This window comes from Paenibacillus sp. P36, from assembly GCF_045866505.1.
Taxonomy (GTDB): Bacteria; Bacillota; Bacilli; order Paenibacillales; family NBRC-103111; genus Paenibacillus_E; species Paenibacillus_E chondroitinus.
In genome coordinates this window covers 44830-58967 of sequence record NZ_AP038372.1, presented here as the reverse complement: position 1 = coordinate 58967, position 14138 = coordinate 44830, and the positions used below count along the sequence as shown (strand labels likewise).

Here is a 14138-nt window from a genome sequence, read left to right as displayed (position 1 = left end):
GTGCTTGTTATTAAACCAAAGCTTTGGATAGGCGGTCTAGCTTGCCTGCCAAACTTCCATCATATAAACGGTCACCAATGCGCACTTGGATGCCGCCGAGCAGCTTAGGCTCAACAACAGTCGCAACACGAATTGTTTTTCCCGTAACTTTGCTGAAATGTGATGCAATTTCCGCTTGTTGAGCTTCTGTCAGTGTAAAAGCGGAATAAATCGTTGCACTCGCTTGTCCAAGCGCTTCATTCGCAATCTTCACATAATCGCCTACAAGAACGGATAAAATCGCTTGTCTTCCTTTATCAATCAAGACCAGCAGCGTGTTCCACACCGGTTCGGAAACTTTGCCTTCAAAAATCTGCTTCAGCAGGTCCGTTTTGACGGTGTTCCCGATGTTCGGATGGTTCAGGAACTTCTGCAAGTCTGCATTGTCCCTAATCGCACTAGCTACAGATTTCAGCTCTTCTTCGACTTGGGAAATAATCCCCTTATCCTTGGCTACTTCAAAAAGAGCTCTGGCATAACGCTTCGCTACGACGATGTCACTCATACGTTGCCTCCTACCTCTTTGAGGTAATGCTCAACCAATTGCTCTTGTGACTTTTCGTCGATTTGCTTTTCAATAATTTTGGAGGCAATCAGAACGGACATCGCGCCAACTTGGCTGCGAAGAGCGGCAACCGCTTTGTTCTTCTCGTTCTCGATATCTTTCAAAGCTTCATCTTTCAGACGAGCTGCTTCTGCTCCAGCTGCACGAACAATATCATCAGCTTGTTTGGAACCTGTTTGTTTCGCTTGCTCAATGATATCGTAAGCTTCCTTACGCATTTGTTGCAGTGCTTGTTTTTGTTCCTCTAACAGTTGATCAGCTTGCTTGCGGCTCGCTTCAGCTGTTTGAATTTGATCTTTAACTAACTGTCTGCGTTTCTCCATCATGCCGAACAAAGGGCCGAACGCAAACTTGGAAAGTAGCACGTATAAAATTAAGAACGCGATAAGTTGAATCCAAAATGTGGACCATTCAATATGCAAGTAACGTCACTCCCTTCTGATAACGTGGGCAAAACGAAGGCGTGGTGGCGACTACGGCCATCCCCGCCAAACGGTTTCTTAAGCTTTCCCCATAAAGATGAACGCAAGTACCAATGCAACGACCGGCATTGCCTCTACTAGACCTACCCCGATAAACATAGTTGTTTGAAGCGTACCACGTAGTTCTGGTTGACGGGAAATACCTTCCAAAGCGCGACCTACGATCAAACCGTTACCAATACCTGCACCTAGTGCTCCTAAACCGAATACGATACCTGCTGCTACTAATGCTATTGCTCCCATTGATAAAATCCTCCCTTAAACTCTTAGGTTTGTTTTGTGTATAAGTGACTCGAGACTACCCGAGGTAAGTCTTACTCTTAATGTTCTTCATGGATTAACGTTTGTGAGATGTAAACCATTGTCAGCATTGTAAATACGAAGGCTTGAATAGCACCTACGAACACACTGAAGCCCTGCCATACGAAGAGAGGCGCAATTCCAAACCAACCAGCTCCGATGATGACAGATATCATAATTTCACCTGCATAAATGTTACCGTAAAGACGGAAAGCGAGCGTAAGCGGCTTTGATACGACTTCAATCAAATGAAGGATCAACATTGCCCCTTTGTACTCAAAATAATGCGCGAAGTAATGCTTCGTGTTACGTGTTATGCCCAAGTAGTGACTTAGTACGATAACGATAACCGTCAGTGCTCCTGTCACAGCGATATCAGCCGTCGGTGATTTCCACCATGACACATGATCTTCCGTCACGATCGAAAAAGGAAGGCCGAGCATGTTGCCGATAAAGATGTACATAATGAGCGTAAGACCAAGCGCGATAAAACCTTTGCCATGCTTAGAACCAATCGTACTTCCAATGATGCCTTCTACAAACTCAATCGTCCATTCCATGAAGTTTTGAATTTTTGAAGGATTCGTTACAGATGCACGGCTAGCCCCTGCGATTGCAAGGATAAGCACGATAATGGTGGTAATTCCGATCATCATAAGAGCTGATGCGTCGAAGTGAATACCTAACCACTCAAATTCTGGTACCTTATGTTCCATATTTCCCATTTTCACCCCTTTCATCGAATGGAATTACTTCTTAGACTTCCTAATAGAAAGAATACCCAGTACGAGTGTTGCCAATTGAGCAAAAAAGTATCCAACAATCGTCGTGGTTAAAGCGACATGTTCCGGATACCGAACGGCAACCAAACCTGCGAAGCCAGCAATTGCTGCTCTTGTCAGAAAACCTAGGGTCACCTTGCGCCCTTTCTGCTCTATCGCAGCTGCTGCCAACTTGTTAATTTTCCAGGCCAGAAACCTTGCATTGATCATGCTCGCCATAGATCCAAGCATAATGCCGGCAAAGTAAACCCGGTAATCGACAAGAAGCGCCCATGCAGCCAAACAAAAGGATAAAAAGAAAAGAAACACATTTTGAACCGTTTTCAGAGTGGCTGAAAATTCATCCATCATAGCCCTCCGTACCGCTTTATCATGAAGTAAATGCTAATGATTCCGGTTACAAGCCCGAGCAAAAATCCGCCTAACAACCAGAATTGTCCCCCTAGTACGCGTGTTAGCCAATCGCCGAACAAATATCCAGCTCCTAAACAAACTACAAGGTCAATGCCGATCGCACTAGTTAACGCTACTGCCCGCCACGGATTATCATTGGGATTTTGCCGTTTCATAGCATCCCTCCTGAAGGCTTTCCGCTGAGGAAAACCTGTTTCGTAGACATAGTGCTACGAATCCTCATTTATTGTATCGAAGCAGTGCGAGGTTTGTCAATTGACGAAACTTAACAGTCCTCGCAGCCCGAAAGCCCTCAGAGCCTTGCGGCTCTAAGGTTTGCGAGTTTCCAAACCAAACAGTCGAACTGTACGCTGTAGCGTTTGTCATGATTTTGTCACGGTTAGAATGTTTCAGGGCGCTCCGAGACCTTGCCAAAGTGATGCAGAATCGCTTGAACGATTCTTTGGGATGCTTTGCCATCCCCGTAAGGGTTGGCAGCTTGGCTCATTTTGTTGTATAAAACTGGATCTGTCAGCAGCGCGCGAGCACGCTCGTAGACCTTCTCCTCGTCTGTTCCAACCAGCTCCAATGTACCCGCTTGGATGCCTTCCGGACGCTCTGTCGTATCACGGAGCACAAGTACCGGCACACCAAAGGATGGCGCTTCTTCCTGAAGGCCGCCAGAGTCTGTCAGAATCATATGTGTCTTCGGATAGAAGTTATGAAACTCACTCGCATCGAATGGTTCTACCAGTTTAATGCGCGGGTGGTTGCCCAGAATTTCGTGAGCAGGCTCTTTGACAGCCGGGCTCGGATGCACCGGATATACGATTGCGATATCTTCAAACTCATCAGCGATACGTTTCACAGCACGGAAGATTTGGCGGTGCGGTTCACCTTGCGCTTCACGGCGATGGGCTGTCATCAAGATCAGCCTGCGGCCTGCTGCCCACTCCAAAACCGGATGCTCGAAGGATTCCTGCACGGTATATTGAAAGACATCCGTAACGGTATTCCCTGTTACATAGATTTGAGATTCCGATTTATTCTCTTTGCGCAGATTATCAGCCGATTGTTGGGTTGGTGCAAAATGCAGATCCGCCAAAACGCCTGTCAACTGACGGTTCATTTCTTCCGGATATGGCGACATTTTGTTCCACGTACGAAGACCCGCTTCGACATGTCCAACCTGGATTTGCTGCATAAATGCCGCATAGCTCGCAAGGAAGGTTGTCAGCGTATCGCCGTGCACGAGAATCAGATCCGGTTTCGCCTCTTGGAAGACCGGCTCCAAGCCTTGCAGCACGCGCATAGTAATTTCATTCAGCGTCTGACGATCCTTCATAACGTTAAGGTCATAATCCGGTGTGATTTTGAAAATATCAAGCACCTGATCCAACATCTGGCGATGCTGAGCCGTTACGCAAACGAGAGACTCGATATGTTCTGGATGCTTCTCCAGCTCCTTAATCAACGGAGCCATTTTAATCGCTTCAGGTCTAGTACCGAAGATCGTAATGACTTTCAAACGTTTCATTGGTTCTTCTCCCCCATCGTCATAAGTCTATTATTTCGTGCCGAACAGACGATCTCCCGCATCTCCCAAGCCAGGTACGATATAGCCATGATCATTCAAGTAGTCATCCACAGCCGCCACGTAAATATCAACATCCGGATGCTCTTGTTGAACCGCTTTAATTCCTTCCGGCGCAGCAATTAAACACATCAGCTTCATTTGTGTACAGCCTCTGCGTTTCAATACTTCAATCGCTGCATTCGCTGAACCGCCTGTTGCGAGCATCGGGTCGATCACAATGAGCTCCCGCTCCAAGACATCTGTCGGCAGCTTAACATAATATTCGACAGGCTGCAGCGTGTCAGGATCACGGTATAGACCAACATGTCCTACTTTGGCAGCTGGGATCAGTTTAAGCACACCGTCAACCATTCCTAATCCTGCGCGCAAAATAGGAATAAGGCCCAGCATTCTGCCGGAAATAATGCGGCAATCTGCCGTTGTTACAGGCGTTTTCACCTGAACATGCTCAAGCGGAATATCTCTCGTGATCTCGTAAGCCATCAAAGTCGCTACTTCGTCTACGAGCTCCCGAAAATCTTTTGTTTTCGTATTTTCATCCCGAATAAAGGTCAGCTTATGCTGAATTAACGGATGATCACAAATAAATAACTTCCCCATAATTTCCTCCTAAAAAACCACAATGTTATATGTATTTTACCCATTTTAGCGTCAAGGTACGACAAACCTCGTTCATTATATCATATGTTATCCAACTTATCCTCCGAAAAACCAAACCTACCATGAATATCCTTATTTGCGTAAAAAACCACCTGAGAGTATCTCCCAAGCGGCTTTGCATCTTATCTGTTTATTATTCAACTGGCCCAGGGTGGTACCAAATGTTTTTGAAGTCAAACCATCCCAGCGTGTTGAACGTTATGCCTTGTAAATGAGGGCTGTACACCAATTGCTGCGTCGTATGCAAAAGGAATAGGACAGAGAAGTTTTTCGACACTAAATCTTGCATCCCTCGGATTCGTTGCAGGCGCACTTGCCTGTCGGGCTCATTTTCGATAGCCGCAATAGTCTCATCAAAAACTCGTCTCTGCTCATCCGTTGCACAGACTCGAACCGCTAAATTGCCCACTTTATACATCTCAATCAAGCAGCGTGCCTCATCATCATCCGCAACAACTCCGCCTATGATAACATCGGCCTCTAACAGCAGCGGCACCTTTGTCATTTGTTCAAAAGTATACAGCTTCAGAATAACAGGTATACCCACTTCCTGACAGCGAGCATGAATCCATTCGGCTTGAGGCTGATTCTTGAGCGTAAATGTCATGGTAATGGGTTCGCCATTATAACCGCATTCTCTAAGCAGCTCCCTCGCCCGCTCCGGCTGGTGATCCTCGGGTCCAACCCCCGGCGAATCCGTTGGCAAGAAATCGGCAGCTGGCCTTGCATGATAAAGGCCTAATTCCTTTATTAACCCACAGCGATTCACAATAAGCTGAATAGCCTGGCGGAATTCAAGGGCTTGCTGTGCCCCATTTTTGCGAAGATTAAACACAACCGTGCTAGACCCCAGCATCATCACTTCTTTTTTACACCAGTGTGCAGGGGCAGGCTGTTTATAATGGTTAAGCTTCCCCATTTGGAAGTTTAACTGCTGCCATCTTCGATCGCTGACGTTATCCGGAACATAGAGCAGCTCGATGCGATCCAAATGGGCGCCTTCCTTGTAGTACTCCTCGAAGGCCTCTAACGTCACGCCACCCGCATCATGCCTCGTAATGCGGAAAGGACCCGTTCCAACGGGGAGCATGCTGGCATCCGCTACCTTAGTTGCACTGTAAACATCTGCAGGGACAATCGCTGCCTGGTAGGAGCTAACATAATGTGGCAGCATATAATTCGGCGCAGCAAGTTCCATGCGAACCGTCAGCCTGTCGACGGCGCGAATATCCTTGACGGAATTCAACAGCCACCGATTCGGCGAATCCTCTGTGCCCAGCGAGCGCAGCCGGTTGAATGAAAACACCACATCGTCCGCAGTCAGCTCCCGGCCATGATGGAATCTCACTCTTTTCCGCAAAAAGAAAGTCCATACCGTCGCATCCGCATTGCATTCCCACTCATGAGCCAAGCCAGGCTCCAGGCTGCCGCAAAGCGGATTGAAATAAAGCAGCGTGTCAAAGGCTTGCTTCACAAAATGCAAGTCCCGCGAAAACAGCACATCGACAGGGTCAAGCGTCAGCACGCGAATCTGCATCGGCAGCCTCAGTGTTTCAGGATTTCCGGAATCGCAATTGCCTTTGTATCCGAAATAACTGCCGAGCCAGGCCAAGAACCGATCCATGACACTGCCGTCCAAACCTTCCATTTGAAACAAACTCATCGCATGGTTCAGGTTTCCTTGTTCAACATGGATCTTCGCTTCCGCCATCAGCACATCTTCCGCTGGAACCAGAAATCGAATCATCGAGCGGTGTCCACGGCCTCGTCCCGGCGTCCAGACGATCCAACCCATTTCGCTCATTTTGCGGATTAAAATTTTTACATTACGCTCCGTACAATACAGGTAACCGGCAATTTCTTCTACGGAGACTGGCACGTCCATATACGTGTGGGGGATCTGTAAAACACGCGTTACTGATGTTTTCAACTGCGCATATTGTAAGGCAAGCTGCATGAAAGTCCCCTCCTTTACACGAATTACCAAAGAGTATAGTTGCGCCTTGCCATTTCGTCAACAGCCTGCAGGAGGGATAAAAGGTGAAAGTTTTCCAACGCTCTGTACACTTTTTAACTCATGGTCATTTGTTATGATGGGGGAACACGGAAATTGACGACACTAGAAAACAGGTGATGACGCATGACATTCTTTCAATTCCATCCTAATGTGCGACTGCGCATTGCTCTAAGCTTTCTGACCAACATCCTCAGCAATATGGTTATTCCATTCATGTCGATTTACTTTGCACGTACACTCGGCACAACCATCGCCGGCACAGCGACAACTATCTCCATTGCTGTGGCTCTAATCAGCGCCACGATCGGCGGTCATTACGCAGACCGGGTCGGCCGAAAAAAAATGATGCTAATCGGGGAAGGCGTTGCCCTTCTGGCTTATACGATCATGACCTTCGCTAATTCGCCAATCTGGCATTCCGCAGCACTCACGCTCATCATGACAGTAATCAGTACGGCCTCTTGGGGCCTAAGCAAACCTGCTGTAGAGGCCATGCTGATTGATGTATCAGGACCTGATACCCGTAAAGCCATCTATCGGATAAATTATTGGTCAAACAACCTGGCCATTTCCATTGCGGGGATGATCGGCGGTTTCTTCTTTAGCGACTATCTCTTTGAGCTTTTATTCGTTGCTAGCGGAATGTCACTTGTTGCGCTGCTGGTGACAGCCTTTTTCATGACAGAAACGATGCCGGTCGAGGTGACTAGCGTGGAGGAAGAGGCGCACCCTTCTAAACGTATCTCGATGTATCACCGTTATAAAGAGGTGCTGAGCGACCGCAGATTCCTCATTTATCTAATCTCAAGTGTGCTTATCGTTTCCGTAGAAATGAATTTAAACGGATATATCGGCATCCGGCTCGCTCAGGATATCCATCACACCCCTTGGTTTCCCGGCATGTCCGCCACCATCGACGGTCTGCCTCTTGTCGGCGTTCTACGCACAGAGAATACACTCGCCGTCGTGCTGCTTTCCCTCTTTGTTGGGCGGCTGCTCAAAGGAAATTCCGACACCAGGATGATGTTGTTCGCCATGTTTCTGAACGTAGCCGGCTATACATATCTTGTATTCGGCAGCCAACCAATCATGCTTATGCTGCTAATGCTCGTTGCCACCATAGGTGAGCTGACCTATGTGCCTTTAAAACAATCGCTGCTTGTACAGCTTGTCCCCGACCACGCCCGCAGCTCCTATATGGCGCTCAGCAGCATGACGAATCGCGTTGCCATTATGCTTAGCGGACTAAACATGATCATCGGCGGTTTTCTGCCATCCGGAGCCATGGCGCTGTTTATTCTGCTAACCGGCGTCGCGGGAATTGGCTTGCTGGCGTCCATACTGCCGAGCCTGAAGGAAGCCGAGCAGAAGGTGCGTCATGCAGTAGTATAAAAAAAGGGCTGCTTCAAAAGGTCATTAAAGACCCTTTGAGGCAGCCCTTTCTATTTTGATTAGTAAGTTAAACCTGCGTACAACGGATATTGCGCCGTCAAATCTTTCACCATGCCGCGAGCTTTCTCAAGAACAGCCTCATCTTTCGGGCTTTTCAATGTAATTGCAATCACTTTCGCGATTGTTTGCATCGCTTCTACGCCCATGCCGCGGGATGTTACAGCCGGTGTGCCCAAACGGATACCGCTTGTGATGAACGGGCTTGTTGGATCGAAAGGAATCGCGTTTTTGTTCGCTGTGATACCAATCTCGTCAAGTACGTGCTCAGCATCTTTACCTGTGATGTTCAGGTTGCGCAGATCAACCAGCATCAAGTGGTTATCTGTACCGCCGGAAACAAGGTTAATGCCTTCAGCTGTCAGTGCAGTCGCCAATGCTTGCGCGTTGTCGATGACGTTTTGACCGTAAGTTTTGAATTCCGGTTGCAGAGCTTCACCGAAGGAAACGGCTTTTGCAGCAATCGTATGCATCAAAGGACCGCCTTGGGAACCAGGGAATACAGCTTTATCAATCGCAGCTGCCCAAGCTTTGCGCGTAAGAATCATACCGCCGCGAGGACCGCGAAGCGTTTTGTGCGTTGTAGTTGTAACGAAATGTGCATGCGGCACTGGGTTCGGGTGCAAACCAGCAGCAACTAGACCGGCAATATGCGCCATGTCAACGAAGAACAATGCGCCTACATCGTTAGCGATGGATGCCAATGCTTCGAAATCAATTGTGCGCGGGTAAGCACTTGCGCCAGCAACTAACATGCGAGGCTTATGTTTGAAAGCCGCTTTACGAACATCGTCGTAGTCGATGCGGAAGTCTTTTTCACTTACACCGTAAGCCACGAAGTTGTAAAGAATACCGGAAGCATTAACAGGGCTGCCGTGTGTTAAGTGACCACCGTGTGCCAGGTTCATCCCCAGAACAGTGTCACCAGGGTTAAGAGCTGCCAAGTAAACAGCCATATTCGCTTGTGCACCAGAGTGCGGTTGAACGTTCGCATGTTCAGCTCCGAAAAGCTCTTTCGCGCGGTCGCGAGCGATATCTTCTACGATGTCTACGTATTCGCAGCCGCCGTAGTATCTTTTGCCCGGGTAACCTTCTGCGTATTTGTTAGTCAGTACTGTACCCATCGCTTCAAGCACAGCTTGGCTGACGATGTTTTCAGAAGCGATAAGCTCAATTTTGTCGCGTTGACGACCAAGTTCTAGGTTCATAGCTTCTACGATTTTTGGATCTTGTTTACTTAGAAAGTTTGTCATATGGAATTCCTCCTAAAAGATAATTTATATCTATAAGTTAACCTAGCAATCCGCATCTGGCGCGGCTTGCTGATAGAGCTGCTCGGCAGCCTCAGGTGTGTAGACAGCTCTTGTTCCGCCAATCAATTTAGGCCGTGTAAAGGCCATGGTCACATAAGCATGACCCATATTCCGCACGGGCGGCCGTGCAGGCACAGCAACCCGCCGCAAATGCATCCCGATCAGCGTACTGCCAATATCGATCCCGGCATGCGCTTGAATCGTCTCGACGACTACAGGCTTCGCGAAGTGACGGTATGCGTAGGAGGCCATTGAACCGCCGGCTTTTGGCACAGGAATCACCGACACTGGCTCAAGCTGAGGGGAGATCGCGAAGAGATCTTCCTCAATGACAAGCGCGCGGTTCAAATGTTCGCAGCACTGAAAAGCCAAGTGCAAGCCGAACTCGCGGCTAATGCGCTGCGCCGCTTCAAAAATCGGCCGAGCTGCATCCAGTGTCCCCGACGTCCCAATCCGATGACCGAGAATCTCACTCGTGCTTGTACCAATGACCAGAATGTGACCTGGCCGTAGATTGCCCACCTTTACCAACTCGCGAAGATTTGCTTCCAAATCTTCTGCAATCGTGTGAAGTATGGAATTTGTCATGGTGGCCACCCTTATGGATGAATCGCGAAGCGATCTTCGATGCTTTGCACCTTGTTAATGCGGTTCTGGTGACGGACACCTTGGGAAAATTCTGTTTCCAGCCAAATTTTCACGATTTCCTCGGCAACACCCGGTCCGATGACACGCTCGCCTAAAGCAAGTACATTCGTATCATTGTGCTCCCGTGTGGCTTTAGCAGAAAATAGATCATGAACCAGCGCGCAACGGATGCCTGGAACCTTATTCGCAGCGATCGACATCCCGATGCCTGTTCCACAGATCAGAATTCCTTTGTCGGCTTCCCCGGAAACCACATCTTCACAAACCTTGAGCGCATAATCCGGATAATCAACGGAATCTGCACAGCTGCATCCATAATCTATGACCTGATGGCCCAAGGATTCAATAAAAGGAATAATAACATCTTTCAAACGATAGCCTGCATGATCCGCACCTAACGCAATTTTCATGGATAGAACGCTCCTTTGCTTGTTCGAATTCGACCCTTCTATTATATCCCAAAGTCCACCAGAAAACGAAAAAAAGAGCGGACACGCTAGAAATAGCGCGTTGCTCTTTTGCCCAGGCGACCGGCCGTATAGCTCAATGCTCCATTGTGGTTACTCCCACTCGTCGCCAGTTACATTGAGTCTTGCTTGATGAATCCATCTTATCGCATTATGCACGAGGTGTAAAGATGTCTTTCGCAAATCATTTCCCAGACTGCGAATCCTCTTTCCGCTCGCGCAGCTTCTTAACCAATTTATCTAAACTCCCGCTGATTTCATTCGCTGTTTGCCGGTAAACCTCTATAGGGCCTCCGAACGGGTCAGAAATATCGTAATCCGGGATGGCATCTTCCAACAGATAAATCCGATTTCGTTCTTCAACGGTTACTGTTTGTGAAAGAGCCTGCTTAAGCTGAAGCTCCGTGACCAACTTCTCTCTCTCCTCAATCGCTTGAAGGATACGCTGATCGTCCTCTACATATTCTTTGAGTGTAAAAATTTTATCAATCGCGCCCGGATACCGCTGGATAACCGAACGTTTATGCCCCATCGTCATCGTCAAAATGAGATCCGCCCACTTCACCTCAGACTCCTGAATCGCTAGTGAACGAATGGGCTCTTTGAACCCTGCCTCCTGCAGCAGTGTCGCACTATTTCGGGAGATCGGAGCGCCCGTCATTGCGGATACGCCAGCTGAACGAACTTCTGCCGCAAGTCCTTCTTGGTGCACCCTGATACGCAGCAAACCTTCGGCTAATGGACTGCGGCACGTATTTCCTGTACAGACAAATAGAATTCGCAACATGAGATCCTCCTCAGAGTTTTGCGTAGCAAAACTTTCTTCGTAAACATAGGCAGAGCCTGCTCCGCCTCCATTGTATCATAGCAAAAACTTGATCCCAAACGCGAGCAGAATTAGCCCGCCAAACGCTTCACCATACTCGCCAACCCAGCCGTTCACCCGTCTGCCAACCAATAAACCAGCTACAGAGAGCAGCGCGCCGAACAAACCAAATACAAGCACGGTTAACAGGATATCCGTCGCAAACATGCCTAAGGATACACCTACTGAGAACGAATCTATGCTTACACTAAGCGCAAAAATCGTAAGCCCCCATAAAGATCTATGATCAAAAGAGGTTGCTTCCTCTCCGCGGATCGAACTATACACCATATGGGAGCCCAAAAGGATGAGCAAACATCCGCCGGCTGCAGTGGCCACATTGCCAAGCAGAAGCGAAACATATTGTCCCATAAATATGCCCATTAACGGCATAATGATATGAAAAATACCAATCACCATGCTAATTTTAAAAATATCCAACAAGCGAATTCCCTTCATGCCGATACCTATTCCTAAGGAAAAAGCATCCAGACCCAAGGCTATCGCCATGATGAATATGGTGATGATCTGCCCAAATTCAACGCCAGTTACGAGCATAAGTGCTGTCCCCCTTGTCCGCTTTCTTAACCAAGATATGCGGACAAACTGGGAATCATGCTAGCTAAACACGTACTAGCCGGTGACCGGCTGCCTTGCGCAGACGGTTCATAATGGCCTGACCAATCCCCGTTTCCGGGCAGCCTTCTGCAGCAATATACTGAATCCCTTGCTGATCAAATTGCCTTAATGCAGCATACAGCCCCTGAGCAATCTTATCCGGTTCCGCTAACGAGCCGCAGGCAATGACCAAATCAGCTTCAAATAGAGAAGCCCTTTCCTCAAAAGTAAGGACCCCCGTCGATTCCCCTCGCTTTTTAGCGGCTTGAATGTCGCGCTGAATCCATTCAACCACTGCTTCAGCATTGTCTCCAGATACAATATGCATGTATCCCTTTGGCGCATAATGCGTATACTTCATCCCCGGAGCACGAGGCGTTTCTGAGACCTGCACATCTTCCCGCTCAGGCTCATGAATTCGAATAGCCTGCAGGGCGGACTGCAACTGCTCTGCCGTAACGCCGCCTGGACGCAAAATATACAGCTCACCATCTACAAGCTGAATCACCGTCGACTCAACACCGACCCCCGTGCCGCCGCCATCCACAATACCACCGATTCGACCGTCCAGATCTTCTCGCACATGTGAGGCCAGCGTTGGACTCGGTCGGCCAGAACTATTGGCGCTTGGGGCTGCTATAGGAAGCGCTGCTTTTCGAAGTAGCTCCAAGGCCACAGGATGATCAGGTATACGAATGCCAACCGTAGTAAGACCGGCAGTCACCAACGGCGAAATGCCGCCTGTTTTTACAGGCAGCACGATTGTAAGAGGGCCAGGCCAGAAAGCCTCCATAAGCCTATGATGGTCAGGCGTGACACTATCAGGCTCAATGAGATCTGAGAGCTGCTTCGTATCAGCAATGTGGACGATCAACGGATTATCCGACGGTCGTCCTTTGGCTGAGAAAATACGCTTTACCGCTGTGGTATTCGTAGCATCAGCACCAAGCCCGTAGACCGTTTCCGTAGGGAAAGCTACGGTGTCCCCGTCCCGCAAAAGCGCTGCGGCATCTGATAATTCTTCACCCTTGTTACCAACCCTATCCGGGTCTACTTTCCAGTACTTTGTCACGATCTATCATCCTTACTTCCAAAATGAAATCAAGTTAACTAAACCATGAAACGATTTTTTTGGTCATTTCCCAGAAGAAAAACTTCACTTTAGGCTGCGTGTCTTCAGTCGCATCAACCATGACAGGCTGCGCATCCGTACTTGCTTTCTGCTTGACCGTTGGCTGGGCTGCTTTACTGTCTTTTGCCGCAGGTGCAGGTGTAGACGAAGTTTTCAATTTGTCTTGTCCTTCTGTTTTCGCTACTACAGCGGCAGTTGCCACCGCTTCACCTGAAACCGAATCTACAAAGCAGAGCGGCGGGAATAGCACGCACCACCAATTCTGGCCTTCCCCACTGCCAATCGTGACACGCAGCGCCTCATAGTCACCTGCAGGGTAAACTTCATTCCCGTACATTTTCGTAGGAAAAGGGACTTTGCCAAGTTCAACCGTATGTGTGTAACTGTAGCCACGGGCTTCAATCATTTGTCCAACAAGTTCATCGAACTCCGGCAAATGAGCCAATACTACCGCTCTGGCTTCATCCAAGGAATGCGGGCCAACAACCCAACCTTGCATACGTTCAATAATTGCATCGCGAATTTCACGTTTCAGTGCTTGATCCTGAGCCGAATCCGAGTTTGCTAGAATACGCAGGCGAATAGATTCTTCCGGTATGGTAGGCGAAATAACCGCCGCATTCGTACGATTGGATTCCCAACTAGTTATCATAACAATAAGTGCAAAAGCCACGAATAATAAGTGCTTGAATGAATGGCGATCCGTTCTTTTTACCATGAGGAAAAGCCCCTTTCCCTTCGCTTCTACTAGCCAGTATAGGCAAAAAGAGGAGAGGCTAAACCTACTAATCTATTTAAATTTGGTAGATTT

Annotated in this window: 17 protein-coding genes and 1 riboswitch; of the genes, 1 reads left to right on the top strand and 16 read right to left on the bottom strand. The window is 48.3% G+C overall.

The genetic code is table 11. From position 1 onward, the window contains the following. Window positions 1–10: 10 nt before the first annotated feature. From ACKTT9_RS00275 to ACKTT9_RS00235, 9 genes are all read right to left on the bottom strand, one after another. Entirely contained in the window at window positions 11–544 is a 534-nt protein-coding gene (locus tag ACKTT9_RS00275; protein ID WP_157318567.1) for a F0F1 ATP synthase subunit delta, read from the bottom strand. Next, the gene (atpF, locus tag ACKTT9_RS00270) at window positions 541–1026 is read right to left on the bottom strand and encodes a F0F1 ATP synthase subunit B (RefSeq protein ID WP_145668580.1); all 486 of its coding nucleotides are present in this window, start codon (window positions 1024–1026) and stop codon (window positions 541–543) included. The genes ACKTT9_RS00275 and atpF overlap by 4 nt, the downstream gene beginning before the upstream one ends. 78 nt (window positions 1027–1104) lie before the next feature. Then, window positions 1105–1329, bottom strand: coding sequence for a F0F1 ATP synthase subunit C (atpE, locus tag ACKTT9_RS00265; RefSeq protein ID WP_028556930.1), 225 nt, complete (start codon window positions 1327–1329; stop codon window positions 1105–1107). 77 nt (window positions 1330–1406) lie between these two features. Beyond that, window positions 1407–2102, bottom strand: coding sequence for a F0F1 ATP synthase subunit A (atpB, locus tag ACKTT9_RS00260; RefSeq protein ID WP_157318598.1), 696 nt, complete (start codon window positions 2100–2102; stop codon window positions 1407–1409). Window positions 2103–2135: 33 nt separating this feature from the next. Further along, entirely contained in the window at window positions 2136–2519 is a 384-nt protein-coding gene (locus tag ACKTT9_RS00255) for an ATP synthase subunit I (RefSeq protein WP_407870092.1), read from the bottom strand. Then, window positions 2516–2737: an AtpZ/AtpI family protein gene (locus ACKTT9_RS00250; RefSeq protein WP_127453433.1), complete on the bottom strand. Its 222-nt coding sequence runs from the start codon at window positions 2735–2737 to the stop codon at window positions 2516–2518. Before ACKTT9_RS00250 ends, ACKTT9_RS00255 begins: the two co-directional genes overlap by 4 nt. Window positions 2738–2961: 224 nt before the next feature. Further along, a complete protein-coding gene (gene wecB / locus ACKTT9_RS00245) occupies window positions 2962–4098 on the bottom strand; it encodes a non-hydrolyzing UDP-N-acetylglucosamine 2-epimerase (protein ID WP_127453435.1) in 1137 nt (378 codons plus the stop codon). Between the two features lie 30 nt (window positions 4099–4128). Beyond that, window positions 4129–4758 carry a uracil phosphoribosyltransferase gene (gene upp, locus ACKTT9_RS00240; RefSeq protein ID WP_127453437.1) on the bottom strand — a complete coding sequence of 210 codons (630 nt, stop codon included), beginning with the start codon at window positions 4756–4758 and terminating at the stop codon, window positions 4129–4131. Window positions 4759–4951: 193 nt separating this feature from the next. Continuing rightward, entirely contained in the window at window positions 4952–6775 is a 1824-nt protein-coding gene (locus tag ACKTT9_RS00235; RefSeq protein WP_407870091.1) for an ABC transporter substrate-binding protein, read from the bottom strand. A 183-nt stretch (window positions 6776–6958) separates the two neighbouring features. On the opposite strand from ACKTT9_RS00235, the gene ACKTT9_RS00230 reads away from it, so the two are divergent. After that, on the top strand, window positions 6959–8227 hold the full coding sequence (locus tag ACKTT9_RS00230) for an MFS transporter (protein ID WP_407870090.1): 1269 nt from the start codon (window positions 6959–6961) through the stop codon (window positions 8225–8227). Between the two features lie 59 nt (window positions 8228–8286). Here the strand turns inward: ACKTT9_RS00230 and glyA are convergent, their stop codons facing one another. The 7 genes from glyA to spoIIR all read right to left on the bottom strand — a co-directional run bounded on the left by glyA (window position 8287) and on the right by spoIIR (window position 14045). Further along, on the bottom strand, window positions 8287–9537 hold the full coding sequence (glyA, locus tag ACKTT9_RS00225) for a serine hydroxymethyltransferase (protein WP_157318570.1): 1251 nt from the start codon (window positions 9535–9537) through the stop codon (window positions 8287–8289). 42 nt (window positions 9538–9579) lie between these two features. After that, the gene (locus tag ACKTT9_RS00220; protein ID WP_407870089.1) at window positions 9580–10185 is read right to left on the bottom strand and encodes a TIGR01440 family protein; all 606 of its coding nucleotides are present in this window, start codon (window positions 10183–10185) and stop codon (window positions 9580–9582) included. Window positions 10186–10196: 11 nt separating this feature from the next. Further along, entirely contained in the window at window positions 10197–10655 is a 459-nt protein-coding gene (gene rpiB, locus ACKTT9_RS00215; protein ID WP_157318572.1) for a ribose 5-phosphate isomerase B, read from the bottom strand. Between the two features lie 103 nt (window positions 10656–10758). Then, window positions 10759–10839: riboswitch (ZMP/ZTP riboswitch) on the bottom strand. A gap of 57 nt (window positions 10840–10896) precedes the next feature. Continuing rightward, the gene (locus ACKTT9_RS00210; RefSeq protein WP_407870088.1) at window positions 10897–11499 is read right to left on the bottom strand and encodes a low molecular weight protein arginine phosphatase; all 603 of its coding nucleotides are present in this window, start codon (window positions 11497–11499) and stop codon (window positions 10897–10899) included. Between the two features lie 75 nt (window positions 11500–11574). Continuing rightward, a complete protein-coding gene (locus tag ACKTT9_RS00205; RefSeq protein WP_407870087.1) occupies window positions 11575–12135 on the bottom strand; it encodes a manganese efflux pump MntP family protein in 561 nt (186 codons plus the stop codon). A gap of 64 nt (window positions 12136–12199) precedes the next feature. Then, entirely contained in the window at window positions 12200–13267 is a 1068-nt protein-coding gene (locus tag ACKTT9_RS00200; protein WP_407870086.1) for an L-threonylcarbamoyladenylate synthase, read from the bottom strand. A gap of 34 nt (window positions 13268–13301) precedes the next feature. Then, complete coding sequence (spoIIR, locus tag ACKTT9_RS00195; RefSeq protein ID WP_407870085.1) at window positions 13302–14045, bottom strand: stage II sporulation protein R; 744 nt, start codon at window positions 14043–14045, stop codon at window positions 13302–13304. Window positions 14046–14138 lie beyond the last annotated feature (93 nt).

Coding starts and splice junctions, on each gene's coding strand:
- ACKTT9_RS00210 (WP_407870088.1), bottom strand. CDS start 11,499: ATGTTGCGAATTCTATTTGTCTGTACAGGAAATACGTGCCGCAGTCCA.
- ACKTT9_RS00250 (WP_127453433.1), bottom strand. CDS start 2,737: ATGAAACGGCAAAATCCCAATGATAATCCGTGGCGGGCAGTAGCGTTA.
- wecB (WP_127453435.1), bottom strand. CDS start 4,098: ATGAAACGTTTGAAAGTCATTACGATCTTCGGTACTAGACCTGAAGCG.
- ACKTT9_RS00205 (WP_407870087.1), bottom strand. CDS start 12,135: ATGCTCGTAACTGGCGTTGAATTTGGGCAGATCATCACCATATTCATC.
- atpB (WP_157318598.1), bottom strand. CDS start 2,102: ATGGAACATAAGGTACCAGAATTTGAGTGGTTAGGTATTCACTTCGAC.
- ACKTT9_RS00220 (WP_407870089.1), bottom strand. CDS start 10,185: ATGACAAATTCCATACTTCACACGATTGCAGAAGATTTGGAAGCAAAT.
- rpiB (WP_157318572.1), bottom strand. CDS start 10,655: ATGAAAATTGCGTTAGGTGCGGATCATGCAGGCTATCGTTTGAAAGAT.
- ACKTT9_RS00275 (WP_157318567.1), bottom strand. CDS start 544: ATGAGTGACATCGTCGTAGCGAAGCGTTATGCCAGAGCTCTTTTTGAA.
- ACKTT9_RS00255 (WP_407870092.1), bottom strand. CDS start 2,519: ATGATGGATGAATTTTCAGCCACTCTGAAAACGGTTCAAAATGTGTTT.
- ACKTT9_RS00230 (WP_407870090.1), top strand. CDS start 6,959: ATGACATTCTTTCAATTCCATCCTAATGTGCGACTGCGCATTGCTCTA.
- upp (WP_127453437.1), bottom strand. CDS start 4,758: ATGGGGAAGTTATTTATTTGTGATCATCCGTTAATTCAGCATAAGCTG.
- ACKTT9_RS00235 (WP_407870091.1), bottom strand. CDS start 6,775: ATGCAGCTTGCCTTACAATATGCGCAGTTGAAAACATCAGTAACGCGT.
- glyA (WP_157318570.1), bottom strand. CDS start 9,537: ATGACAAACTTTCTAAGTAAACAAGATCCAAAAATCGTAGAAGCTATG.
- atpE (WP_028556930.1), bottom strand. CDS start 1,329: ATGGGAGCAATAGCATTAGTAGCAGCAGGTATCGTATTCGGTTTAGGA.
- spoIIR (WP_407870085.1), bottom strand. CDS start 14,045: ATGGTAAAAAGAACGGATCGCCATTCATTCAAGCACTTATTATTCGTG.